The sequence below is a fragment of the Nonomuraea sp. JJY05 genome, assembly GCF_043496855.1.
In the GTDB taxonomy this organism is placed as follows: Bacteria; Actinomycetota; Actinomycetes; order Streptosporangiales; family Streptosporangiaceae; genus Nonomuraea.
In genome coordinates this window covers 133,586-155,959 of sequence record NZ_JBIEIS010000022.1, presented here as the reverse complement: position 1 = coordinate 155,959, position 22,374 = coordinate 133,586, and the positions used below count along the sequence as shown (strand labels likewise).

20 protein-coding genes are annotated in these 22,374 nt (G+C 71.4%); 7 read left to right on the top strand and 13 right to left on the bottom strand.

Going from position 1 to position 22,374, the window contains the following annotated elements; all coding sequences use genetic code 11:
• Positions 1-77: 77 nt before the first annotated feature.
• Positions 78-3,740 carry an AAA family ATPase gene (locus ACFKCF_RS32460; RefSeq protein ID WP_394499068.1) on the top strand — a complete coding sequence of 1,221 codons (3,663 nt, stop codon included), beginning with the start codon at positions 78-80 and terminating at the stop codon, positions 3,738-3,740.
• A 422-nt stretch (positions 3,741-4,162) separates the two neighbouring features.
• Here the strand turns inward: ACFKCF_RS32460 and ACFKCF_RS32455 are convergent, their stop codons facing one another.
• From ACFKCF_RS32455 to ACFKCF_RS32445, 3 genes are all read right to left on the bottom strand, one after another.
• Positions 4,163-5,548 (bottom strand): epoxide hydrolase family protein, encoded by a 1,386-nt coding sequence (locus tag ACFKCF_RS32455; protein WP_394499067.1) that lies wholly within the window; start codon positions 5,546-5,548, stop codon positions 4,163-4,165.
• 21 nt (positions 5,549-5,569) lie between these two features.
• Complete coding sequence (locus ACFKCF_RS32450; RefSeq protein WP_394499066.1) at positions 5,570-6,388, bottom strand: NmrA family NAD(P)-binding protein; 819 nt, start codon at positions 6,386-6,388, stop codon at positions 5,570-5,572.
• 118 nt (positions 6,389-6,506) lie between these two features.
• Positions 6,507-7,316, bottom strand: a complete 810-nt coding sequence (locus ACFKCF_RS32445; protein ID WP_394499103.1) for an IS5 family transposase — start codon at positions 7,314-7,316, stop codon at positions 6,507-6,509.
• Here ACFKCF_RS32445 and ACFKCF_RS32440 point away from each other — a divergent pair.
• A complete protein-coding gene (locus ACFKCF_RS32440) occupies positions 7,307-7,882 on the top strand; it encodes a hypothetical protein (protein ID WP_394499065.1) in 576 nt (191 codons plus the stop codon). The genes ACFKCF_RS32445 and ACFKCF_RS32440 overlap by 10 nt on opposite strands.
• A gap of 48 nt (positions 7,883-7,930) precedes the next feature.
• On the top strand, positions 7,931-8,311 hold the full coding sequence (locus ACFKCF_RS32435) for a hypothetical protein (RefSeq protein WP_394499064.1): 381 nt from the start codon (positions 7,931-7,933) through the stop codon (positions 8,309-8,311).
• Positions 8,312-8,927: 616 nt separating this feature from the next.
• Here the strand turns inward: ACFKCF_RS32435 and ACFKCF_RS32430 are convergent.
• Positions 8,928-9,656, bottom strand: coding sequence for an alpha/beta fold hydrolase (locus ACFKCF_RS32430; RefSeq protein WP_394499063.1), 729 nt, complete (start codon positions 9,654-9,656; stop codon positions 8,928-8,930).
• A gap of 101 nt (positions 9,657-9,757) precedes the next feature.
• Between ACFKCF_RS32430 and ACFKCF_RS32425 the strand changes: the two genes are divergently transcribed.
• Positions 9,758-10,711 carry a helix-turn-helix transcriptional regulator gene (locus ACFKCF_RS32425; RefSeq protein ID WP_394499062.1) on the top strand — a complete coding sequence of 318 codons (954 nt, stop codon included), beginning with the start codon at positions 9,758-9,760 and terminating at the stop codon, positions 10,709-10,711.
• 328 nt (positions 10,712-11,039) lie between these two features.
• Here the strand turns inward: ACFKCF_RS32425 and ACFKCF_RS32420 are convergent, their stop codons facing one another.
• The 4 genes from ACFKCF_RS32420 to ACFKCF_RS32405 form a co-directional block, all read right to left on the bottom strand.
• Entirely contained in the window at positions 11,040-11,534 is a 495-nt protein-coding gene (locus ACFKCF_RS32420; RefSeq protein ID WP_394499061.1) for an NUDIX hydrolase, read from the bottom strand.
• Between the two features lie 121 nt (positions 11,535-11,655).
• Complete coding sequence (locus tag ACFKCF_RS32415) at positions 11,656-12,423, bottom strand: SDR family NAD(P)-dependent oxidoreductase (RefSeq protein WP_394499060.1); 768 nt, start codon at positions 12,421-12,423, stop codon at positions 11,656-11,658.
• A gap of 43 nt (positions 12,424-12,466) precedes the next feature.
• Positions 12,467-13,147: an SDR family NAD(P)-dependent oxidoreductase gene (locus ACFKCF_RS32410; protein WP_394499059.1), complete on the bottom strand. Its 681-nt coding sequence runs from the start codon at positions 13,145-13,147 to the stop codon at positions 12,467-12,469.
• A 36-nt stretch (positions 13,148-13,183) separates the two neighbouring features.
• Entirely contained in the window at positions 13,184-14,122 is a 939-nt protein-coding gene (locus ACFKCF_RS32405) for an NADP-dependent oxidoreductase (RefSeq protein WP_394499058.1), read from the bottom strand.
• A 99-nt stretch (positions 14,123-14,221) separates the two neighbouring features.
• Here ACFKCF_RS32405 and ACFKCF_RS32400 point away from each other — a divergent pair, with 99 nt between their 5' ends.
• Positions 14,222-14,929, top strand: coding sequence for a TetR/AcrR family transcriptional regulator (locus ACFKCF_RS32400; protein ID WP_394499057.1), 708 nt, complete (start codon positions 14,222-14,224; stop codon positions 14,927-14,929).
• Between the two features lie 108 nt (positions 14,930-15,037).
• Positions 15,038-15,193: a hypothetical protein gene (locus ACFKCF_RS32395; RefSeq protein ID WP_394499056.1), complete on the top strand. Its 156-nt coding sequence runs from the start codon at positions 15,038-15,040 to the stop codon at positions 15,191-15,193.
• 86 nt (positions 15,194-15,279) lie between these two features.
• Here the strand turns inward: ACFKCF_RS32395 and ACFKCF_RS32390 are convergent, their stop codons facing one another.
• Positions 15,280-15,849: a TetR/AcrR family transcriptional regulator gene (locus ACFKCF_RS32390; protein ID WP_394499055.1), complete on the bottom strand. Its 570-nt coding sequence runs from the start codon at positions 15,847-15,849 to the stop codon at positions 15,280-15,282.
• 188 nt (positions 15,850-16,037) lie between these two features.
• Between ACFKCF_RS32390 and ACFKCF_RS32385 the strand changes: the two genes are divergently transcribed.
• Positions 16,038-16,799 (top strand): NAD(P)-binding domain-containing protein, encoded by a 762-nt coding sequence (locus ACFKCF_RS32385; protein ID WP_394499054.1) that lies wholly within the window; start codon positions 16,038-16,040, stop codon positions 16,797-16,799.
• Positions 16,800-16,819: 20 nt separating this feature from the next.
• Here the strand turns inward: ACFKCF_RS32385 and ACFKCF_RS32380 are convergent, their stop codons facing one another.
• The 4 genes from ACFKCF_RS32380 to ACFKCF_RS32365 are packed head-to-tail and all read right to left on the bottom strand — an operon-like array spanning position 16,820 to position 22,337.
• Positions 16,820-18,910: a dipeptide ABC transporter ATP-binding protein gene (locus tag ACFKCF_RS32380; RefSeq protein ID WP_394499053.1), complete on the bottom strand. Its 2,091-nt coding sequence runs from the start codon at positions 18,908-18,910 to the stop codon at positions 16,820-16,822.
• Entirely contained in the window at positions 18,907-19,788 is an 882-nt protein-coding gene (locus ACFKCF_RS32375) for an ABC transporter permease (RefSeq protein ID WP_394499052.1), read from the bottom strand. Before ACFKCF_RS32375 ends, ACFKCF_RS32380 begins: the two co-directional genes overlap by 4 nt.
• 4 nt (positions 19,789-19,792) lie before the next feature.
• The gene (locus tag ACFKCF_RS32370) at positions 19,793-20,740 is read right to left on the bottom strand and encodes an ABC transporter permease (protein WP_394499051.1); all 948 of its coding nucleotides are present in this window, start codon (positions 20,738-20,740) and stop codon (positions 19,793-19,795) included.
• 13 nt (positions 20,741-20,753) lie between these two features.
• Positions 20,754-22,337 (bottom strand): ABC transporter substrate-binding protein, encoded by a 1,584-nt coding sequence (locus tag ACFKCF_RS32365; RefSeq protein WP_394499050.1) that lies wholly within the window; start codon positions 22,335-22,337, stop codon positions 20,754-20,756.
• Positions 22,338-22,374: the final 37 nt, after the last annotated feature.

The window sequence follows — 22,374 nt, the reverse complement described above, 5'->3', positions numbered from 1 at the left end:
GACCTGCGCGTTCGGGCTGAAACTTTCATCTTTCGCGGCCCCGGTGAATTGTCGGCCCGGCCACGTAAGGTGCCCGCATGGCGATGCTCATCGGGAGGGAGCGACCCGCCGCCGTGCTCCGCGGCGAGGTCTCGCGCGCGCTCGTCAGCCATGGCGCGCTGGTGCTCGTCACCGGGGAGGCGGGGATCGGCAAGAGCGCCCTGGTGGCGGACGCGGCGGCGGAGGCCGTGCGCGGGGGCGCCCGGCTGCTCGGCGGCGCCTGCTGGGAGGGCGAGGGCGCGCCGGGCTACTGGCCGTGGGTGCAGGTGGTCCGCCGCCTCACTCCCGGGGCGACGCCGCAGAGCCCCTTTCCGGGCCTGGCCGGGTCGGACGGGTTCGAGCTGTACGACGCGGTGACCGGCCTGCTGGTCGACGCCTCCCGCGAGCAGCCGGTCGTGGTCGTGCTCGAAGACCTCCATTGGGCGGACGCGGCCTCGCTGCGGCTGCTGGAGTTCGTGGTGAGTCATGCCTGGTTCGAGCGGCTGCTGGTGATCGGCACCTATCGTGACGCCGAGGTCGACGGGCCGCTGAGCCTGCCCCTGGAGGCCAAGGCCACCGTCCTGACGCTGACGGGGCTGGACCGGGAGGAGGTGGGCCGGCTGGTGGCCCACACCACGGGCGCGGACCCCGGCGAGGAGCTGGTGACGGAGATCCACCGGCGTACGGGCGGCAACCCGTTCTTCGTGGAGCAGACCGCCCGCCTGTGGCAGGGCGGGACCCCTCTCGCGACGATCCCGCCGGGGGTGGGGGCGGCCGTGCGACGCCGGTTGTCGCGGCTGCCGGAGGGGGTGCTCGAGGTGCTGCGCATGGCGGCGGTCCTGGGCCGCGAATTCACCGAACCCACCCTCCACACCGCCCTCACTCCCCCACCCACCGCATCCCCCCTCAACACCTCCGCACCCAACGACACCTCTCCTCACGACACCCGTCACGACAGCTGCCCACCCACCGCATCCCCACCCGACGAAGCTTCTCCTCACGGCGCCCGTCACGAGGTCTCCCCGCCCACCGCATCCCCTCTCAGCACCTCCGCACCCGACGGCACCTTTCCTCACGGCGCCCGTCTCGACGGCTCCCCACCGACCGGCACCTCGTCCGAGGCCTCGGTGCGGCGGGCCCTCGACCAGGCCGTGTCGGCCAAGCTCATCACCTCCCTGGGCTCCGGCCGCCACGCCTTCATCCACGACCTCGTACGCGAGACCCTCTACGCCGAGCTGAACGAGGACGAAGTCCGTGCCCGGCACGCGGCCGCGCTCCGCGCCCTCGACGCGGCACTGCCCGCGATCCGCGCCCACCACGCGTACCTCGCCGCCACACCCGACGCCCCCGACCTCCTCCTCACGGCGGCCAGGGACGCCGAGGCACGGATGGCGGACGAGGAGGCGGTCGGACACTACCGGCGCGCCCTGGAGCTGACCCCGGTGTGGGAGGCGCGCAAACGGGCCACGATCGGCCTGGACCTGGGCGTGGCGCAACACCGGGTGGGTGACACCGCCACCGGCGCTCGCACACTGGAGACCGCCGTCGCCATCACCCGCCGGCTCGACGACCCCGACCTGCTGGCCCTGACCGCCCTGAAACTGCACGACCTCGGCCACACCGGCCAGGGCCGCTGGACCGACTTCGTCCACGAGACCCACCACCGCCTGGTCCCTCAGCCCGCCCCCGCTGCCGACGCGCCCACCGGCCCCGTAGGACGAGCAGCCGCACACGAGCGCCTGGAGGATCAGAGCGCACCTGATCATGCCAGGCCCAACCCGACGGAGGCCCCCGCATACGACCACACCACCCCGGCAGCCCGACGCGACAGCACCGCGCATGCACACCCCGACATCCCTCACGAGGCGGGCGACACCGCATGCCCCCACACCACTTGCCAGGGCCGCAACACCCTGCACGAGCCCAACGCCCGGCACGAGGTCGACCACCCGCTTGGGGGCGACCACCCGCTTGGGGGCGACCACCCGCTTGGGGGCGACCACCTGCACGAGGGCAACCGCCTGCGCGGGAGCGACCGCATGCACGGCAGCGACCACCTGCACGAGGGCGACCACCTTCACCGGAGCGACGCCGTACGCGGGAGCGACCACCTGCGCAGGGGCGGCGCCACGCCCGACACCGCCGGCTATAGCCGGGGTCGGCTGGATGTCGCCGCCCGGGAGTTGAGCGAGGTCGCAGCCGAGCTCGCCAGGCAGGGCGAGGATGACGCGACTCTCGGCTTCAGCCTGCTGGCCCGGCTCGGGGCCATCTGGGGGCCGGGCACCGCGCGCGAGCGGCTGGCCGTCACCGGGGAGCTGTCGGCCGTGGCACGGCGAAGCGGCGATCCACAGCTGGAACTGACCGCCCGCTCCTGGCGCGTCGGGGCGCTGCTGGAGATGGGCGATCCCCGATGTCTGGCCGAGCACCGCACCTTCGTCACGCGCGCCGGAGATGCCGAGCTGGCGCTGTTCCAGCACGAGGCCACGGTCCTCAGGGCGGTGTTCGCCACGCTCACCGGACGCTTCGACGAGGCGGGGACGCACATCGAGGCCGCCTACGAGCTGGGCGAGCAGCCGGGCATCGGCCGACGCGACCTGCGCTGGATGCAGCGGTGGTCGGTCGCGACGCTCAGCGGCCGCTTCGATGTGGCCGACGGTGTTCTGGCGGAGATGGAGCTCGCGGGCAGCCACCACTTCCCGCTCTACCGCGCCGCGACGGCGGTCCAACGCGGCGACGAGGGCGCGGCACGCCACCTGGCGGAGGTGATGGCAGCGGGCGAGCAGTACCTGCGGTGGATGGCGCCGCTGTGGCTGAGGCTCCAGGCGCAGGCGGCCGCCCTGTCCAAGGATCCGATGCTCTGTGAGCAGGCGCGTGCCGCGATCACCCCGTACGTCGGCCAATGGGGCGTGACGGCCACTGTCGCCGTCGAGGGGCCGTTCGCGCACTGGGCGGCGGTGCTCGACGCCGCCCAGAGACGCTGGGACGAGGCCGTCGACGGGTTCACCGCCGCCTACCGCGCGGCCGACCTGCTGGGCGCCCGCCCCTGGTCGGTCGAGTCCCGCGCCCGCCTGGCCGAGGCGCTGCAGGCACGCGGCGACGACGCCTCCGCGCTGATCGCGCAGGTCCAGCGCGACGCCGCCGCCCTCGGCATGCTGGTACGCCTGCCGCGCCCCGCAGCCAACACCTTCAACCTCCACGGCGGGGTCTGGACCCTGACCTTCGCCGGCCGTACCGTTCACCTGCCCGACTCCAAAGGCCTGGCCGACCTGCGCGTCCTGCTCGACCACCCTGGGCACGACGTCTCGGCGGTCGAGCTGCTCAACCCGGCCGGCGGCGAGGCCGTGCTCGCCGCCAGGCGCATGGGCGGTGACGACGTACTGGACGATGAGGCCAGGACCCGCTACCGGAGGCGGCTGGAGCTGCTCGACGACGAGATCGACCGCGCCGCGGAGCTGGGCGACGACCGCCGGGCGGCCGAACTCGACGCCGAGCGCACAGCGCTGCTGAACGAACTGCGCACGGCCACCGGCCTCGGGGGCCGCCCGCGCCGGCTCGGCGACGAGGCCGAACGCGCCCGCAAGGCGGTCACCAACCGGATCCGCAACACCCTGCGCCAGCTCGACCAGCGCCACCCCGAACTGGCCGCCCACCTGAGATCCTCGATCTCCACAGGTGCCACATGCCGGTATCACCCCAGCCCCGAGGTGCGCTGGTCCCCGTGACAACCTTCCCCACCAGCCGCCGATTGCCGGTTGCTCTCAAGAGCGCCGGTCACCGCAACGACCGGCCGTCAAGGGTGCCGATCACCGCAACGACCGGCCACCCGGGGCACCGGTCACCGCAACGACCGGCCGTTTTGGGTGCCGATCATCGCAACGACCGGCTATCCGGGGCGCTGGTCAGCGCGACGGCCGGCCATCGAGGGCACCGGTCACCGTAACGACCGGCCGTTTTGGGTGCTGGCCGCCGAGACGGCCGGACGGCCGCGGGGACGGGCCCAAGCGGCTGGGGCCGGCGATTGGAGCTCGCGATCGTGCCCGGGGCGCGGCGTCCGATGGCTGGGCTCGGTGGTTGCGGCGACGGCGGATCAGTCATTGCCTGGACGGTGTCGCCCATGTCGCCGAGATGCCGTCACCAGGTGGCGTCAGCGGAGCTTGGCAAAGAACGTGGTGACGTCTTCGGCGAAGAGGGCAGGCTGCTCCGTGGCGAAGAAATGGCCGCCCTTGTCGTATTCGGCCCAGTGCACGATGTTGTGATCGCGTTCAGCCCAGGGGCGGATGGTGACGTCGCAGGGCTTCGACACGAGCACGCCCGTCGGCACGGTGCCCCGCGCCGCCGCAGCCCAGTCCTCCGCACCAACCCACTCACCGGCACCTCCCGAATCGGACGCATCCGAGCCCGATGCGCCAGCCCACTCACCGGCGCCGCCCGAACCGGACGCACCCGAGCCCGATGCGCCACTCCACTGACCGGTACCACCTGAATCGGACGCACCCGAGCCCGATGCGCCAGCCCACTCACCGGCGCCGCCCGAAGCTGGAGTGCCGTCCCAGTCGGAAGCGCCGCTCGTGACGGTCTCGTCGCTTGAGGTGGCGGTCCAGTCGTCGGCGGCGGCTTCGCTCCAGTCGGCCGCGCTCATGCTCTCGTAGTAGAACTGCGCCGACGAGCCCGCCGTGCCGGTGAGCCAGTAGATGGTGACGTTGGTCAGCATGAGGTCGCGGTCGAGCGAGTCCTCAGGCAGCCCCTCCACCGGATCCGTCAGCTCCTTGAACTTCTCCATGATCCACGCGAGCTGCCCCACCGGCGAGTCGTGCAGCCCGTACGAGACCGTCTGTGGCCGCTTCGACTGGGTCTGGAGGTAGCCGTCGTTGAAGTTCTGCATCGTGTCCCAGCGCCGCCGCTCCTCCTCCGTCAGCCCCTCCATCTCCCCCTCCTGCCCGACGGGAAAGGTGAGGGCGGCGTTGAGGTGGACGCCGACGACGTGCTCAGGGGCGTGTTTGCCCATCTCCGGCGCGACGAAGGAGCCGCTGTCCCCGCCCTGCACCCCGTACCTGTCGTAGCCGAGCAGCCCCATCAGCTGCGTGAACGCCCTGGCGGTGCGGGCGGGGCCCCAGCCGGGCCCGGACAGCGGGGTGGAGAAGCCGAAGCCCGGCAGGGAGGGGATGACCAGGTGGAAGTCACGGGTGAGGGGCTCGATGACGTCCAGGAACATCACGAACGTGCCCGGCCAGCCGTGCAGGAGCATGAGGGGCAGGGCGGACGGGTTCTTGGAGCGGACGTGGGCGAAGTGGATGTTCTGCCCGTCGATCGTCGCGGTGAACTGGGGGATCTCGTTGAGCCTGGCCTCGTGGGCGCGCCAGTCGTAGCCGGTGCGCCAGTATTCGGCCAGGTTCTTGAGGTAGTCGAGGGGGACGCCGCGTTCCCATCCGGTGCCGGGAAGCTGGTCCTGCCAGCGGGTCATGGCCAGGCGGGTACGGAGGTCATCCAGGTCCTGCTGGGGGACTTCAATATGAAAAGGGCGAATTGTCATGATATTTCTCCTGTTGATGAGCTAAGAGTGGAAGGCGGCGGCGTGCTCCGCGGCCCACTGGGCGAACGTGCGCCCGGGACGGCCGGTCACCTGCTCGACGGTCGGCAGCACGACCGAGGCCGCGTCCGGCGGGTTGGCGCCAAGCTGGACCGCGAACTCGATCAGCTCCTCCCCCGCGCCCCACGCCTCCATCGACGCCCGGTACTGCGCCTCGCTCAGCTCCTCGAACCGGATCTCCCGCCCGACGGCCTCGCCGATCACATGGGCCCGCCGCTCCGGGGTCAGCGCCTCCGGCCCGGTGAGCACGTACGACTGCCCGGCGTGTCCCTCCTCGACCAGCGCCGCCACGGCGACGGCGGCGATGTCGGCCTCGTGCACCACGGCCCCCGGATGGTTGCCGAAGACCCGGACCACGCCCTCCTCGCGGATCGATTCGGCCCATTCGAGCGCGTTGGCCATGAACTCCACGCAGAGCAACTGCGTCCAGCCGAGGTCCCCGGCCCGCAGCGCCTCCTCGACCGAGCACTCGTCCCAGCTGCTCAGCACGCTGACGCGGGTCACGCCCGCCTTCGCGGCCAGCTCGACGAGCTCGGGCCCGGTCCGGAGCGCCGCCCGGTCGTCACCGGCGACCGTGATCAGGTGCAGCCCGGTCACGCCTTCCAGCGCGGGGCCCAGGGACTGCGGCGCGGCCAGGTCGCCGTAGGCCACCTCCACGCATTCGGGCAGCCGTGCCGCCGCCGGGTTCCTGGTCAGGGCCCGGACCCGCTCGCCACGCGCCACGAGCTGCGCCACGATCTGGCGACCGACCGTGCCGGTGGCGCCGGTCACGAGAATCGTCATGGTTTCCTCTCATCCGAAGGTCTCGAACGTCTCGGCAGGCAGGCGCCACACGGGAAATAGCGCCCGCTACACGGGCTGAGTGGGCGTTTGATCCTGTGGGTTCTGTCTGGCTCGGATTTCAGGCGTTCCGCCAGGCTTGGGTGGATTCTTGGGTGAGGCGGCGGGTCATGAGGTCGATCATCGCGAGGTGGATCATGGCTTCGGAGCGGGCAGGCAAGGTCTCGTAGTCGCGTACCAGGCGGCGGTGGAACATCAGCCAGCCGAGGGTGCGCTCGGCTGCCCAGCGGCGGGGAAGAACGGTGAATCCCCTGGTGGCAGGATCGCGGCGGACGACTTCGACGTTGATGCCGAGGGCGGCGCCGCCTTCGATGACCGTGCTGCGGTAGGCGCTGTCGGCCCAGGCCTTGGTGATGGCAGGGTGGTCTGCGGCGACCTGGGTGAGCAGGGGGAGGCCGGCGGCGCTGTCGGAGACGCCGGCGGCGGTGACCAGCACGGCGATCAGCAGGTCGAGGGTGTCGGTGACGATGCTGCGTTTGCGTCCGGCGATCTTCTTGCCTGCGTCGTAGCCCTGGCTGTGGGCGGGCACGTTGGCGGAGGTCTTGACGCTCTGGGCGTCGATCACACAGGCGCTCGGGTCGGGATCACGCCCTTCGGCGGTGCGGACCAATCGCCGGAGCAGGCCGCTGAGCTGAGTGAAGATGCCGTCGCGTTGCCAGTTGGCGAAGTAACCGTAGACGGTCTGCCAGGGCGGGTACTCGTGCGGCAGGTAGCCCCAGGGGATGCCGGTGCGGTCGACGTAGACGATGGCGTTCAGGATCGCGCGCAGGTCGTGCTCGCAGGGACGCCCGATGTCGAGCCCCTTGCTGCGGCGCTCGGCGCGCCAGGCGCTCAGCAGGGGTTCGACGAGCTCCGATCGCGGTGGTCGAATCCTGTGCCCCGCGCATCGCGAACCGGCGGTGGCTGGGCCCGGTCGGCGTCGGCGTCATGGTGCTGCAGTGGGCGCTGAGCGCCGCGCTGGTCTTCAGCGACACGGCGGCGGACTCCACCGCCAGCCCGGCGCAGCTGATCGGCGCCGCCGTGGTGGCCATCGCCCTGATCGCCGCCGCGTTCACCATCCGGCCTGCGAGGACCCGGTCGCCTGCGAAGGCGCCGTCGTGGTGGCTGGTCGGCGGTGTCACAGGGGCCGCATGGTGCGCCAATCAGCTGCTGCCGGCGACCTGGGCAGGGGTGATGGTGAACGTCGTCGCCATGGCCGTACTCGGCTGGCTCCTGCTGCGCTGGTCGCGCCGCCAGGGCTGGGGCCGCCGACACATACTGGCCGCCGCGGGCAGTGCCCTCGTCGTCCGCGCGGGGCTGTCCTTCCTGGTCGAACCGCTCGGCAACGTCGATGACACGATGAAGTACGTGGTCAACGCCGCGATGCTCGGCGGTGTCGTCGCACTTCTCCTTATGGCCGCCTACCGTCAGCGTCGACAGGAGCCGAGCGCACGCTGACCGGCCGCGGCATTTCCTACCTGGTCGGCGAGGCAAAGCACCGATGACGTGCGGCGGGACCTGGAGGTCATCGCGCGGAATCTGCACTGCACCGCGGTCATGCTCATTGGGGACGGGAAGCGGTTGATCGATGCCGCCCGTACCGCGCTGGAGACCGGTCTCGGCGTCTACATCCGGCCCAGCGTTCCCGAGCTGGCTCAGCCGAAGCTGCTGGAGCGCCTGGACGCCGTCGCCGAGGCGGCCGAAGAACTTCGCCGGGAACACCCGGGCCGGGTGACGCTCCTGGTCGGCAGCGAGTTCTCAGACACCGTGCCCGGCATCGTCCCCGGGCCTCGCTCGTTCCTGCGCTTGAAGCTCATTTATCGTTTCCACCGCGTGCTGCGGCGAAGGCCGACAGGCGGCTCCACAGGCTGCTCACCGCCGCCGTGACCACCGCGCGGCGCCGCTTCGGCGGGCCGGTCCGCCGGATATGACCAGCACCCGGATCGACCACGTGCTGGCGGACTCGCGGATGGCGGTGCGGGACTTCCGGGTGCTGGAGCTGCGGCGCACCGATCACGGGCCGGTGTTCGCCGAGGTCAGACTCCCGCAATGGGGGACAGCGCGCACCGGAGAGGGTTCGCTCGGGTCACCGAGACCCCTCACCCGAGCTGCGTCCCGGTCACCTGCTGTGACCTGCGACGACGGTCGTACGTTGGGGCTGGTCGCACCCCGAGCGAAGGGCCGTGATGAAGCGCCGGACCGGCGCGGCCGCCACCTGCCGGCCCTGTGCTCCTTCACCACCTGGGGCCGGCATCAGGGAATTGCCGGCCACCGACCCGGCCCGGCGCCTGCAGCGCCGCAAGAGCGCCCGCCGCGGCGACCGCGCGGCTGGAGAGGCTGTTCACCGACCCCGCGCACGGCCTTCGCGAACGGGTGCTCTGGCGGCGCTGCATGACACGGCCGCGCCCGGGTCGTCTCCAACGGCAGGCCAGGCGAATCCTTTGGAGGTTCCCCCGGACTGCGGCCAGGCCCTCATGGTCGGACATCGGGCTGTGCGGCGCGGTCAGAAGGCGGCCTTGTCGAGGATGCCGGCAAGCTCGATGGGCGCCGACAGCATCGGCCAGTGTCCCGTGGGCAGGTCGAAGCGCCGCCACGGCGGCTGATTCAGGAAGGCCAGCATCGGCGTTCCGGCATCCAGCAGGCCCGTGAAGTCATGGCAGGCGATCAGGACACGGTCCACACCGACGCCAGGCTCGGCCGGGCCGGCCAGGCGCTGGGTGCAGGTGCCGAACGGCTGAGGGGTGGCACGAGCGCGGAGAACGTCCAGCTGACCCTCGTCGAGCCCGTCAAGGCTGCTGGACAAACCCAGGACCGCCGCAAAGGACAGCCGCCACCCATCACCGGAAGCGGCGACCTGCCGGCGCAGCTGGTCTGCTGCCTGCGGTGGCATGAGGTCCAGCATGCACATGCCCGCGGCGAACGGAGCGCTGTCCACGTAGACCACGCGCTCCAGCCGGTCACCGAGACGTCCGGCTGCCCCGGTCACCGGGGCAGCCGCATAACTGTGGGCGACCAGCGTGACGTCGCGCAGATCATTGCGCTCAACGAATCCGGTGATGTCCGCGATGTGCGTATCCAGGTCCGTCTGCGGTCCGCCCTGGTCGGCGTGCTCGGCCAGTCCCGTCAGCGTCAGCGGCAGCGCGGCGTGGCCCTGCTCTCGCAGGGCCCGGGCGGTGTCTTCCCAGGCCCAGGCCCCGAGGCAGGCACCGGGAACGAGTACGAAGGTGGCCATGTGATCTCCCAGAAGTGAGGTGTTGCCGGGAGCGTATAGTCGATACAGGACAGATTCCGCCCTGAAATGCCGAGTGATCCATGTCGCATCCCCTCACCCGTGTGCTGACCCTGCTGGAACTCCTCCAGTCGAATGCCCGGCTCACCGGGGCGGAGCTGGCAAGCCGCCTGGACACCGACGTCCGCACGGTGCGCCGGTACACCGCCCACCTGCGGGAACTGGGCATCCCCGTGGAGGCGGAGCGCGGCCGCTACGGGGGCTACCGACTGGCCCGCGGTTACCGGATGCCGCCCCTGGTCCTGACCAACGACGAGGCTCTCGCCGTCGTCCTCGGCCTGCTCGCAGCGGAACGTCTGGGCATGGGCACGGCCGCGCCGGCCAGCGCCGGTGCCCTGGTCAAGATCGAGCGGGTGCTCCCGCACGCCCTGCGCGAACCGCTCGCCGCCATGCGGGAGACTCTTTCGTTCACCGCCGACGCCGTGATCGGGCAGGCACCCGAAACCAGCGTCCTGCTGGCCCTGGCCCAGGCCTCCCGCGCCCGCACGACCGTCGGCATCGGCCACCGCTCCTGGCGCCAGGAACACACCGAACGTGACATCGACCCCTACGGCGTGGTCTTCCACACCGGCCGCTGGTACGTCGTCGGCCACGACCACCTCCGCGACAGCCTGCGGACCTTCCGCATCGACCGCATCGCTTCCCTCACTCCCCGGCCCCGCCACTTCACCGCCCCCGACGGCTTCGACCCTGTCGCCCACCTGACCTCGACCCTGGCCAAGGGGTCCTACCGCTGGCAGGTGGAGGTGACGGTCCACGGCCCTCTCGATGCGATCGCCCGTCGGCTGCCTCGCTCAGCTGTGACGCTCACCGCCCGGCCCACCGGGGTTCTCGTGCGCGCGCGGGCAGAACGGCTGGACGGCATGGCCCACATGCTCGCCTCCTTGGAATGGCCCTTCACCATCCACCGCCCCGACGAACTACGAGGGGCCCTCAAGAACCTTGCCGACCGGCTCACCGCGACCGCCCAACGGGGCTCGGAGGAACTACCGCAGTAAAGCGGGCGCCACCGGAATCCGGCACAAACGGGCCGCGGAACGGCAGAGCCGCTGCTCAGCCCTGGGCGAGCGCCTCGTAGGCGGTGGAGCGGCCGATCTTGAGGGTGCGGCAGCCTCGGTGATCGAGACACCGTCGTCGACCAGGCGGCGTAGGGCGGTCAGCTCGACGGGGCCGATGACGCGCGGTCAGCCGGACTTCTTCTTCCGGCACACTTCCCACTGGCGAGCGGGTTGAGGCAGCGGCCCGTGGCGGAGCTGGTCACCAATGCGCTGAAGCCGCTGCCCCGTCCTGTAGCTGAGGAAGCATCAGCCAGGGAGCGGCTGTTCGTCACTGAGCTGAGCGGCCGAGATATCGGCGCAGGGCTTCTCGCCCACCTGGAACGAAGGGCCCTCGATCGACCACCTTCCGCAGTTCGAGCTCCGTGAGCCAGGCGTGCCAAGCGATCTCGGACGGATCTGGAGCCAATGGCTCGGCGATCAAGGCCTCGTGCACCCCGAACCAGACAGGGCTGATCCCGTCCTGGCACAGGAACTTGAACAGAAAGCGGACCGGGACGCCGGCGCCCAGTTCCTCGACCAGTTCGCGGGCCGCCGCGTCCTCATACGATTCGCCCGCGCCCACGGCGCCGCCGACCAGCACGTCATAGTGGCCGGGAAAGCGAACATGCCCCTCGGCTCGGCGCAGCACGAGGATCCGCCCCATCGGATCGCGGCAGATCGTCGTCGCGATCCGATGCATCCACCGCCGACGCACCGCCTCTGCGCGCTCCACGACTTCCAGCACGCGGTCCCGTTCATCCACCCGCTCGATCAGCTCACCCATGCAGCACACGGTCGCAGACGCCACTGACAACCTGCTGGCTTGGGATCAGCCCACTACGTCGAGCGGCTGCGATGGCGCTCACCGCTTGATCATGTCCGCGGGGACGGATCCCCGCAGCCTGCTAGCCGAGGAGACTGCCGCCGGTGGCGTCGAGGGACGATCCGGTGACCCAGCGGGCCTGGTCGGTGGCGAGGAAGACCACCACGTCGGCGACGTCCGCCGGCTCGCCGAGGCGCTTGAACGCCGACAGCTGGGACATCGGCTCGCGTATCTCGGGCATCTGGAAGGCCACACTGCCGTTGTCCGTGGCGCCGGGGAGCACGCTGTTGACGGTGATCCCCCGAGGGGCGAGGTGCCGGGCGAAGTGCAGCGTGAGCTGGTCGAGCGCGCCCTTGGACATCGCGTAGACCACCTGCGGCGGCATGGCGATCCGCGTGACCGCGGAGGAGATATTGATGATGCGGCCTCGCTCCGGGATCAGCCCGAGGGCCCGCTGGAGGATGAGGAAGGGAGCCTTTGCGTTGACCTCGAAGATCTTGTCGAGCTGCTCGGTGGACACCTCTTCCGGGGCGTCGCCCGCGAACGTCGCGGCGGCGTTGTTCACCAGGATGTCGAGGACGGTGTCGTCGGTGTGTTCGCGCAGGCCGGCCTCGAGCCGGTGGAACAGCTGGTCGACAGCGCCGGGCGTACCCAGTTCCGCGCCGACGGCGAAGGCCCGCCCGCCGTCCTTCTCGATGAGGTCGACGGTCTCCTGGGCCGCCTGCTCGTCGCCCCCGTAGTGCACGGCGACCAGGGCCCCCTCGCGGGCCAGGCCGCGTGCGGTTGCCCGGCCGACGCCGCGGCTGGAACCGGTGACGAGAGCGGTCTTGCCCCTGAGCTTGCTGTTCATGCTGATGGTGTCCTTGCCGTGTTTCGCGGGAGTTGGTGGGGTGTCAGCCGTTGAAGACGGCTTCGGCCTGGTCGCCGCGTTCGTACAGGTCCCAGTACAGGGGCGCGACCTGCTCGGGGGTGGCCGAGGGGATGCCCTCGGGCCCGCCCTCGCCGAGCCAGGTGTTGATGGCGATGTGCGCGGCGTGGATGCCGGAGCCGGACAGCTCGTTGTGCAGGTTGAGCACCCAGTTACGCAGGGCGCCGCCGGCGGCGTTGACGTTGCCGAGCATGGGGATCGGGTGGATCGACCCGCCGCCGGTGGTGAACAGCAGCGTCCCGGCTCCCGCCTCGCGCATCGCGGGCAGCACCGCGCGGGCTGCGGTGACAGCGCCGTAGAAGGTGTACTCGATCTGCGGCTGCAGGTTGTCGACCGTGACCTCACTCGGGACGGCCATGGTGAGGCCGGGTACCGGGGAGTGCGGCGCCGGGGAGTACTCCAGCACGTCGATGCCACCGAAGTGCTCGGCGGCCGCGTCGAGGGCGGCGGACAGGGAGGGACGCTCCAGCACGTCGGCGGGAAACGCGGCGGCCGTGACGCCCTCTGCTTCGAGCTGAGTGACCAGGCTGTCCAGTTTGTCCTTGGTACGGGCGATCAGGGCGACGTCGAAGCCGCGGACGCCGAAGGTGCGGGCGATGGCCAGGCCCAGGCCGGGGCCTGCGCCGACGATGGCGATGGTGGGCACGATCAGATCTCCTTCGTGGTGATGGACGGGGCCGGGTCAGGAGCAGGTGACGGCGAGCTTGCCGAGCGCGCCGGCGCCAAAGGCGGCGAACGCCTCGGGGGCCTGCTCCAGCGGGTAGGTGGCGGTGACCGGGACGCGCAGCCCGCCCGAGACGGCCTGGGTGGCCAGGGCGGTCAGGGTCTGCGCATTGGTGTCGGCCATGATCGTGTGGACGGTGACGTCGGAACCTTCGACGGCCTCAGCGGTCAGCCCGAGGGTGGAGGCCAGGCGGCCGCCCGGACGCAGCAGGCTCGCGAGCTGGAGGCCGTCACCCGCCAGGTGCAGCACGGCGTCCACCCCGTGCGGGGCGAGCGCGCGTACCTGGGCCGGGAGATCGCCGCCGAAGTCCACGAGGTGAATCGTGGCGTCGGTCAGCCCGGTGACGAAGTCGGCTTCGGCGCCGGGGCGGGCGGTGGCGATGACGCGGGCGCCGCGGGCGGCGGCCAGCTGCACGGCCAGCGCGCCGACGCCGCCGGTGGCGCCGGAGATCAGCACGGTCTCGCCCTCGGCCGGGGCGACGGCGGTGATGCTGTCCAGCGCCGCGGTGCCGGCCAGGCCCAGCGCGCCCGCCTCCTGAACGCTCAGCCCCTGCGGGATGGGGGCGATGCCGTAGCCGGCGGGCACGGTGACGTACTGGGCCAGTGAGCCGGTGCCCAGGAACGGCTTCATCACCACGCCGAAGACCGCCTGCCCGAGCGAGAAGTCCTCGACGCCGTCGCCGAGCGCCTCGACGGTGCCGGCGAAGTCCTTGCCCACCACCAGCGGGAAGCGGTGCTCCATCACCCCTTGCAGGTAGCCGGCGGCGGTGGCGGCGTCGAAGCCGTTGATCGAGGAGACGGCCACCTTGACCAGCACCTCCCCGGCCTCGGGGCGCGGGGCGGGGACGTCGGCCAGGGCCGGGGTCTGCGGGACGGAGTTCAGTGTTGCGGCACGCATGAGCGGCACCTTTCAAGAAGTGGAACGGCTTACCCGTTTCCATGCTGAAGCTTAACAACGAAAGTGGGTAGGTCGTTCCAGTTGGGTAGGATGAGGTTCATGACCTCCGCCGATGACCCCGGCTCGCCCGCCGACCGGCAGCCCGGACCGGGATTGCGCGCCGACGCCGAGCGCAACCGCGAACGCATCCTGGCCGCCGCCCGCCGCCTGTACGCCAGCCACGGCCTCGGCGTCTCCATGGCCTGCATCGCCCGCGAGGCCGGCGTCGGCAAGGCCACCCTGTCGCGCCGCTTCGCCACCCGCGAGGAACTCGTCAACGCCGTCTTCGCCGACCGCATGGACGCCTACGCCGCCGCCACCGCCGAGGCGCTGGCCGACCCCGACCCCTGGCACGGCTTTGTCGGCTACGTCCAGGCCGTGTGCGCCATGCAGGCCACCGACCGGGGCTTCGCCGACGTCCTGGCCATGACCTTCCCCGCCGCCAAGACCTTGGAGGCCCGCCGCGACGAGGCGTACAACGGCTTCCTCGAACTCATCGCCCGCGCCAAGGCGAGCGGCCACCTGCGCGAGGACTTCACCGACCGGGACATGGTCGTCCTGCTCATGGCCAACGCCGGCGTCATCGCCGCCACCGGCAACGCCGCCCCCGACACCTGGCGCCGCCTGGTCGGCCAGATGCTGCGCGCCTGGGCCGCCCCTGGCGCCGACCTGCCGCCGCTGAACCCGGCCCCCGCGCCCACCGCCCTGTACCGGGCCATGGTCCGCCTCGCCCGCACCGCCTCCGGTCGCGAGGCAGACATGGAGTGAGCAAGCAGCCGTGCCACCGTCGGTCGCCTCGCCGTATCGCGGGCTGGCCGACGCCGACCAGCGCAGCGTCTCGCCGGCCGCCTGCGTGACGACTTCACCCCGCAGGACGTGGCCCTGCTGCTCATGACCACCGCCGGTGTCATCACCGCCACCGCCGACGCCGCCCTGATGATCCGGTCGTTTCAGGCCCCGGCACGCGGCCCGCTCCTCGCACCGTCCGCCCATGGCGCCCTGTACCGGGCCGTGATCAACGTCGGAAGCTGATCGCTTGAGCCCAAGAGCGATTCCGAGAAGATCGCCAACACGGCCGGCAGCCTGGAATCCCTCGCCACGCCCGGGGCGATCGGCAGTCAGGCCGCGTCGTCGGCGAAGTGCGACAGGACCATCTCGACCAGTGCGGCCACGTCGGCATCCGCCATCGGCTCGCCGGTCATGCCCATCCGGTGGAGCAGGGTTCCGACGACGACGTCGATGAAGAACAGGACCCGGTGTTCCGGCTCGCCGAGCGCGTCCTGGAGCGCGAGCCGGTAGGGATCCTGCAGCCGCGCGGACAGGATCTCGCGCAGGGCGGGGTCGCTGACGGCGTCGCTGAACACGCCGGCGAACGCGTCACCGACCCCGGGCTCGCTGATCTTCCCCGCGATCCAGTGGACAGCCGAGGACATGAGCTCGGCTCGACCGGTGCCCTCCAGCGGCACCGGTCCGAACACGTCCAACAGGCAGTCCACGATCAGCGCGCCCTTCGACGGCCAGCGGCGGTAGACCGTCGTCTTGGCGACCCCGGCCGCGGCGGCGATGCGGTCGACGGTGGCCCGCGCGTAGCCGAGCTCGTGGACCGTGCTCAGCGTCGCGGCGAACACCACGTCGTTGACGCCGGCGCGCGGACGACCCGGTGGCCGGGCGGAGGTGGTCGAGCTCATGACCACACGATAGCCTATTGCGCTACTAGCGGTAGCGTAACTGTCGAGCTGCGGGCCGCCGTCCTCGGCGAGAGCCGCGGCGCCGACGATCTCGACCGAAGAGGACGGCCTGCGGCCGACGCCGGGATGGCTCCCTGCGTGGCGGGTCTCCTGGCGGTCGTGCTGTTGTGGAGAAGGAGGAAGACACGGTGAAGCGCATCGGCATCATCGGAGTTGGCGAGATCGGCCGGGCCATCGTGGCGGGTCTGTGTGACGGAGCCGGCGAGGCTCCGGAGGTGTTCCTGTCCCCCCGGGGAGCCGGCACGGTCGCGGAGCTGTCCGAACGCTACGAGAGCGTGCGGGTGTGCGCCGGCAATCAGGAGGTGGTGGACCGCTCCGAGGTGGTGATCATCGCCGTACGCCGCCCGGACCGGCACGAGGCGCTGGCTGGGCTGCGGGTGGACGGCGACAAGGTGGTGGTCAACGTGATGGCCGGGGTCGGCAACGACGACCTGCGCCAGACCCTCGCCACCGACGCCCCGCTGGTACGGGCCATCCCCCTGCCCGCCGTACGTGAACGCCGCTCCGTCACGGTGACCTGCCCGTCGCACCCGGTGGTGGACTCGCTCTTCGAGCACCTGGGCGGGGTGCTCCCGGTCGCGGACGAGGCGGCCTTCAACGTCTTCTCCGCACTGACGGGGACGCTGACCACCCACTACTCGTATCTCGCCACGCTCACGTCGTGGGCCGTCGAACACGGCATCGACTCCGACGACGCCGACCGCTACGTTCGCGGCCTCTTCCAGGGGGTCGGCCGTTCCCTGAGTGACGAGACCCGGTCCCTGCACCAGCTCGCGGCCGACCACGAGACCCCGAAGGGCAGCAACGAACGCATCCGCACCACGTGGTTCACCCCTGCCAACTCCGAAGCCCTCGCCAGGGCCCTCGACGACCTCCTTGCCGATCTCTGAAGCGGTCCCGTGAGTTGAGATCACCCCTCAGCGCCGGTCGCCACCAGCTCGCCGGCGAAGTGGCACGCGGTCAGTTGCCCGCCCGGCGTCTCGGCGAGCAGCGGCTCCTGTTCGGCGCAGATCGTCCGCTCCGGACGGGCCAGCGGGCCGATGGGGCAGCGGGTGCGGAAACGGCAGCCCGACGGCGGGCTCTTCGGGCTGGGCAGGTCGCCGGTGAGCACGATGCGTTCGCGGCCGCGCACCCTAGTGTCGGGCACCGGCGAGGAGGACATGAGCGCGACCGTGTACGGATGCTGCGGGGCCGCGTAGACCGCCTCGACCGGACCGATTTCGACGATCTTGCCGAGATACATGACGGCGACCCGGTCGGACAGGTGCCGCACGACGGAGAGGTCGTGCGCGATGAACAGGTACCCGAGGCCGAGCTCGTCGCGCAGCGACTCCAGCAGGTTGATGATCTGTGCCTGGATCGAGACGTCCAGTGCCGACACCGGTTCGTCGCAAATCAGCACCTTCGGTTCGACGGCCAGCGCGCGGGCGATGCCGATGCGCTGGCGCTGCCCGCCGGAGAAGGCGTGCGGGTAGCGGTCCAGGTGCGACTCGTTCAGGCCGACCCGCCGGATGAGCGCGTCCGCCTCCGCGGCCCGCTCGGCGACCGGCACGCCACGCATGTCGAGCGCCTCGTCGAGCGACTGCCTGATCGTGCGGCGCGGGTTGAGCGACGCGTACGGGTCCTGGAACACGTACTGCACCGTGGAGCGCAGCGCCCGGGCGCCGGCCGGGGAGAACGCGTCGACGCCGTCGGATCCGACGCGGACTTCGCCCGCGGCCGGCCGGTTGATCCCGACGACCGTCCTGGCGAGGGTCGATTTGCCGCACCCGGACTCGCCGACCAGGCCCAGCGCCTCTCCGCCGGCGACCGTCAGGCTCACCCCGTCCACGGCGTACACGGGCTCCGGCCGCCCGAACAGGCTCCTGCGGCCGGAGGCGACGTCGACCCGGAGGTTCTCGACGCTCAGCAGCGGGGTTCGCGCCTGTTCGGCCCGCGCGGCCGGGTCGGTGGCGACGAGCGTGAGCGGGGGTATGGGCGCGCCCTGATGGGTCACCCAGCAGGCGGCGGCGTGCCCTGCCGTGGCCAGGGGCAGCAGCTCGGGAACCTCGGCGCGGCAGCGGTCCTCGGCCAGGCGGCAGCGCGGGTGGAAGGCGCACCCGGGCGGCAGCGCGGCGGGGTCCGGCGGGGCGCCGGGGATCGCCGGCAGCCGGTTCCCGCCCGCGGTGTCCATCCGCGGCATGGCCTTGAGCAGGTCGGCGGTGTAGGGGTGCTCCTGCCGCGCGAAGATCGTCTCGACCGGGCCCCGCTCCACGACCCGGCCGCCGTACATGACGACGACGTCGTCGCACATCTCGGCGACCACGCCCATGTCATGGGTGATCATGAGCACGGCGATGCCCAGCTCGTCGCGCAGCTGCCTGAGCAGGCGCAGGATCTGCGCCTGGATGGTGACGTCCAGGGCCGTGGTGGGCTCGTCGGCGATCAGCAGCGACGGCGAGCTCGCCAGCGCGATGGCGATCACGGCGCGCTGGCGCATGCCTCCGGAGAACTGGTGCGGGTAGTCGTCGATCTTGCGTTCGGCGTCCGGGATCCCGACCTGCCGGAGCAGTTCGAGTGCCCGCGCGCGGGCCGCGCGCTTGCCGGTGCCGTGCACGGTGAGGGCTTCGACGATCTGTGCGCCCACGGTCAGGACCGGGTTGAGCGCGGACTGCGGGTCCTGGAAGACCATCGCGATCTCGGCTCCGCGGATGCGGCGCATCTCCTCCTCCGACAGCCCGAGCAGGTTGCGGCCGCCGAAGCGGATCTCGCCGGCGGCGATCCGGCCGGGTCGGGGCACCATCCGCAGGATGGAGCGGGCGGTCACCGACTTGCCCGAGCCGGACTCGCCGACCACGCCGAGGATCTGGCCGGGTCGCAGGGTGAGATCGACGTCGTTGACGGCGTGGACGATTCCCGCGCCGGTCGCGAACTCGGTACGCAGTCCGCGCACCTCGAGCAGGGCGTCCGCGTCGTGACGCGCCCGGGCCGCCGACGCGACGCCGTGGGGGTGGATGGTCATTTGCGCAGCACCGCCTTGTTGAGCGCGTTGGACAGCAGGGTGAAGGCCAACGCGAGGAGCAGCAGCACCAGGCCGGGCCCGAGCACGTACGCGGGATGCACCTCGATGTAGCGCGCGCCGACGTTGAGCATCGCGCCCAGCGAGGGAACGGGCGGCTTGATGCCGAGGCCCACGATGCTCAGGCCGGACACGATGAAGATGGCGACCACCATGTAGACGGCGGCGCCGACGACGATCGGGTCCATGATGTTCGGCAGCACGTGCCGTACCAGCACGGTGCGCTTGCGCACGCCGAGCACCTTGGCGGCCAGCACGTACTCGCGCTCCTGCTCGACCTGGAGCCCGGCCCTGGACAGCCGCCCGAACCCGGGCAGGCCGCTGATCAGCACGGCCACGAACAGCGAGAGCCAGCCCGTGCCGAGCACGAGGACGACGCTCATGCCGAGCACCAGTCCCGGGAAGCCGAGGATGATGTCGAGCGCGCGCTGCATCGCGGCGCCGAGCAGGCGCGAGACCACGCCGCTGAGCCCCATGAGCGTCCCGATGACGGCGCTGACCGGCACCGCGGCCAGGATCAGGCTCAGATCCGTACGAAGGCCGTAGATCGTACGGGCGAGGATGTCGCGGCCCAGCTCGTCGGTGCCCATCCAGTGCGCGGCCGAGGCGCCGGCCAGCGAGTCGCCGCTCTGGTCGTCGTAGCCGCCGGGAAACAGGACCGGGGCCAGGAGGGCGAGCGCGACCAGGGCCAGCAGCAGGCCGGCGCCGAACGCGCCGCGCGGGGTGCGCAGTGCGGTGAGGTACTGCCGCAGCGCCCCGCCGCCGGGCCGGCGCGGCACCGCCGGCGCGGCCGCTTCGGGTGCGGTGACGGTGGTGGTCATGGTTTCACGCTCCCAACCTGACGCGGGGATCCAGGACCGCCATGGCGATCTCTGTGAGCAGCTGCACGACCACCGCGATCAGCACCGTGCCGACGATGATCACCTGTACGAGGTTGTAGTCCGCGCTGAGCACGCCCGACACCCCGAGCTGCCCGATGCCGTTCCTCGCGAAGATCATCTCGATGACGACGGCACCGGCCAGCATGTCGCCGAACCGCATGCCGATCGTGACGGCGGCGGGCCCGAGGCTGTTGCGTACGACGTGGCGCAGGGTGATCAACCTGCGTGGCACGCCCTTGGCCACGGCGAGGTCGACGTAGTCCTGCCGCCACGCGTTGTCCATCGAGGACTGGACGAGCATGGCGACGTGGCCGCCCATCGGCACCGCCATCGCCACCGCGGGCAGTATCAGGTACTGCACGCCGATCACCGGGTCGTCCAGCACCGCGACCTCCCCGCTGATCGGCAGCAGGCGGAACACCACCCCGAACAGGATGATCAGCAACAGGCCGAACAGGAAGGGCGGCATCGCCAGGAGCACCGTGTTGCTCGCGTCGGCGGTGAAGCGGGACAGCCGCGAACGCGCCGACCCGGCGAAGATGCCGAGCCCGAGCGAGACCACGACCAGGAGGATCGTGGCCGCGACGGTCAGCTCGAACGTGCTCTCCACCCTGCTGCCGATCAGCTCGGCGACCGGGCGCTTGAACTGCAGCGACTGGCCCAGGTCGCCGGTGAGCAGCCCGCCCATCCAATGGACGTACTGCTCGGCCAGGGGGCGGTCCAGCCCCATCTCGACGCGGATCGCCGCGACCTGCTCGGCGGTGGCCTCCGGCCCCGCCGCGATGGCGGCCGGGTCACCGGGGGCCAGGCGGGGCAGGAGGAAGGCGATGGCGGTCGTCGCCACCAGGACGAGCAGGACCGACGGCAGGCGCCGGATCAGGAAATAGATCATGCTCGCCCCCTGTTCACCGGGTGAGGTAGGCGGCGCGCATGGAGCGGCCGTAGCGGCTGACCAGGACGTCCCTCGCGGCGTCCGCGCGCACGACCGTGGCCGGCACGATGGCGATGGTCTGGAGGAACGCGGCATCGAGGAAGTACTGCGAGAGGTCCTTCAGCCGCTGCGCCGTCTCGCTCTCGTCGGCGCTGTCGATCAGCGCCTGCGCCCGCTCGCGGTAACCGGCGTCGGCGTAGTTGGAGGTGTTCTTGCCCGGCCGCAGGTCCGGGTATCCGTACAGCGAGAGTGCCGGCGGCAGCTTGGCCACCGCCGTCCAGGTCAGGAACGCGGGCCCCAGCTTGCCGGCGATCCTGCGCGGCTCGAACTCCGCGGGGGGCAGCTCGAGTGCCGAGGGCTGGAGCCCGACGTCCGTCAGGTTGCGGGTCACGATCTCGATCACGTTGCGCGGCACCGGCAGCGCGTGGACGGCGATCTCGACGCGGGCCCCGGTCGCCCCGGCGGCCTGGATCATCTGCTTCGCGCGGTCCGGCTGGTAGGCGTAGGTGGCGGCGAGCTCGGCGGGGTAGCCGGTCGCGTCCTCGCTCCACGGCAGGCTGGTGGTCGTGCCCACCCCGCCGAAGACCTGCTGGTTGATGCGCTGGCGATCGATCGCGTAGCCGATGGCCCGGCGCACCTCGGGCTTGTCGAAGGGTGCCTTGGTGACGTCGAAGCCCAGCGCGTACACGAGTCCGTGGTTGAGGTCGAGGTGGAACTTCTTGTCGTCGACGACGGTCTTGGCGTCCTGGATGTTGAGCCCGTTCGCCAGGTGCGCGCGGCCCGAGCGCAGCGCCGCCAGCTGGGCGGTGGAGTCGCCGATGACCGTGAGCTCGATGCCGTCGAGGTAGGGCAGCCCCTGCTCCCAGTACGCGTCGTTGCGCGTCATCTTGATCTCCGTGCCGGCCTTGTAGCCGGACCACAGGAACGGTCCCGTACCGATGACCTTCGACCCGTCCGCGAGCCCCTTGTAGGTCTCGCGGTCGATGATCGGCGTCGAGTCGAGGATGTCCAGCACCACTTCCTGGAGCGGCCGCGGCGAGGTGATCGTGACCTCGTGCTGGCCGGTGGCGCTCGCCTTCCAGCCCTTCATCGCGCCGGTGAGCGTGGCCAGGCCGTCGCCCGCCATCTCGCGTTCGATGGTGAACACGACGTCGTCGGCGGTGAAGGCGCGGCCGCTGTGGAACTTGACGCCCTCGCGCAGCGACAGCACCAGCGTCCGGTTGTCGTCGCGCAGCTCCCACTTCGTCGCCAGCAGGGGCTGCGGCTTGTTGTCCTGGTCGACCATGACCAGCGTCTCCAGGACGTTGCGGTTCCAGAAGATGTTGCCGGGGCGGCCGGTGAAATAGGCCGCCGGGTCCGGCGGCGCGGCGACCGTGGCGACGAGGGTCCCGCCGCGGGCCGGGCCGCTCGTCGCGCCTGCCGTCTTGCTCTCGTTCACCGCGGAACGGCATCCGGCCAGGCCGGCCGCGCCGAGGACGGCCAGCCCGCTGAGGAGCGTCCGGCGCGACAGGGCCGAAGTGCCGGGGACGGAATCGACATGGCGATTACTGGGGTACATCGCTGCACCACCTCACTTACTTTCTCTCGGGCCGGGG

Bases quoted from the DNA above. Each gene is read 5' to 3' on its own strand.
- ACFKCF_RS32460 (WP_394499068.1), top strand. From the start codon at position 78: ATGGCGATGCTCATCGGGAGGGAGCGACCCGCCGCCGTGCTCCGCGGC.
- ACFKCF_RS32430 (WP_394499063.1), bottom strand. From the start codon at position 9,656: ATGGCCACCTTCGTACTCGTTCCCGGTGCCTGCCTCGGGGCCTGGGCC.
- ACFKCF_RS32380 (WP_394499053.1), bottom strand. From the start codon at position 18,910: ATGACCATCCACCCCCACGGCGTCGCGTCGGCGGCCCGGGCGCGTCAC.
- ACFKCF_RS32455 (WP_394499067.1), bottom strand. From the start codon at position 5,548: ATGACAATTCGCCCTTTTCATATTGAAGTCCCCCAGCAGGACCTGGAT.
- ACFKCF_RS32370 (WP_394499051.1), bottom strand. From the start codon at position 20,740: ATGATCTATTTCCTGATCCGGCGCCTGCCGTCGGTCCTGCTCGTCCTG.
- ACFKCF_RS32390 (WP_394499055.1), bottom strand. From the start codon at position 15,849: ATGAGCTCGACCACCTCCGCCCGGCCACCGGGTCGTCCGCGCGCCGGC.
- ACFKCF_RS32450 (WP_394499066.1), bottom strand. From the start codon at position 6,388: ATGACGATTCTCGTGACCGGCGCCACCGGCACGGTCGGTCGCCAGATC.
- ACFKCF_RS32365 (WP_394499050.1), bottom strand. From the start codon at position 22,337: ATGTACCCCAGTAATCGCCATGTCGATTCCGTCCCCGGCACTTCGGCC.
- ACFKCF_RS32400 (WP_394499057.1), top strand. From the start codon at position 14,222: ATGACCTCCGCCGATGACCCCGGCTCGCCCGCCGACCGGCAGCCCGGA.
- ACFKCF_RS32415 (WP_394499060.1), bottom strand. From the start codon at position 12,423: ATGAACAGCAAGCTCAGGGGCAAGACCGCTCTCGTCACCGGTTCCAGC.
- ACFKCF_RS32420 (WP_394499061.1), bottom strand. From the start codon at position 11,534: ATGGGTGAGCTGATCGAGCGGGTGGATGAACGGGACCGCGTGCTGGAA.
- ACFKCF_RS32375 (WP_394499052.1), bottom strand. From the start codon at position 19,788: ATGACCACCACCGTCACCGCACCCGAAGCGGCCGCGCCGGCGGTGCCG.
- ACFKCF_RS32405 (WP_394499058.1), bottom strand. From the start codon at position 14,122: ATGCGTGCCGCAACACTGAACTCCGTCCCGCAGACCCCGGCCCTGGCC.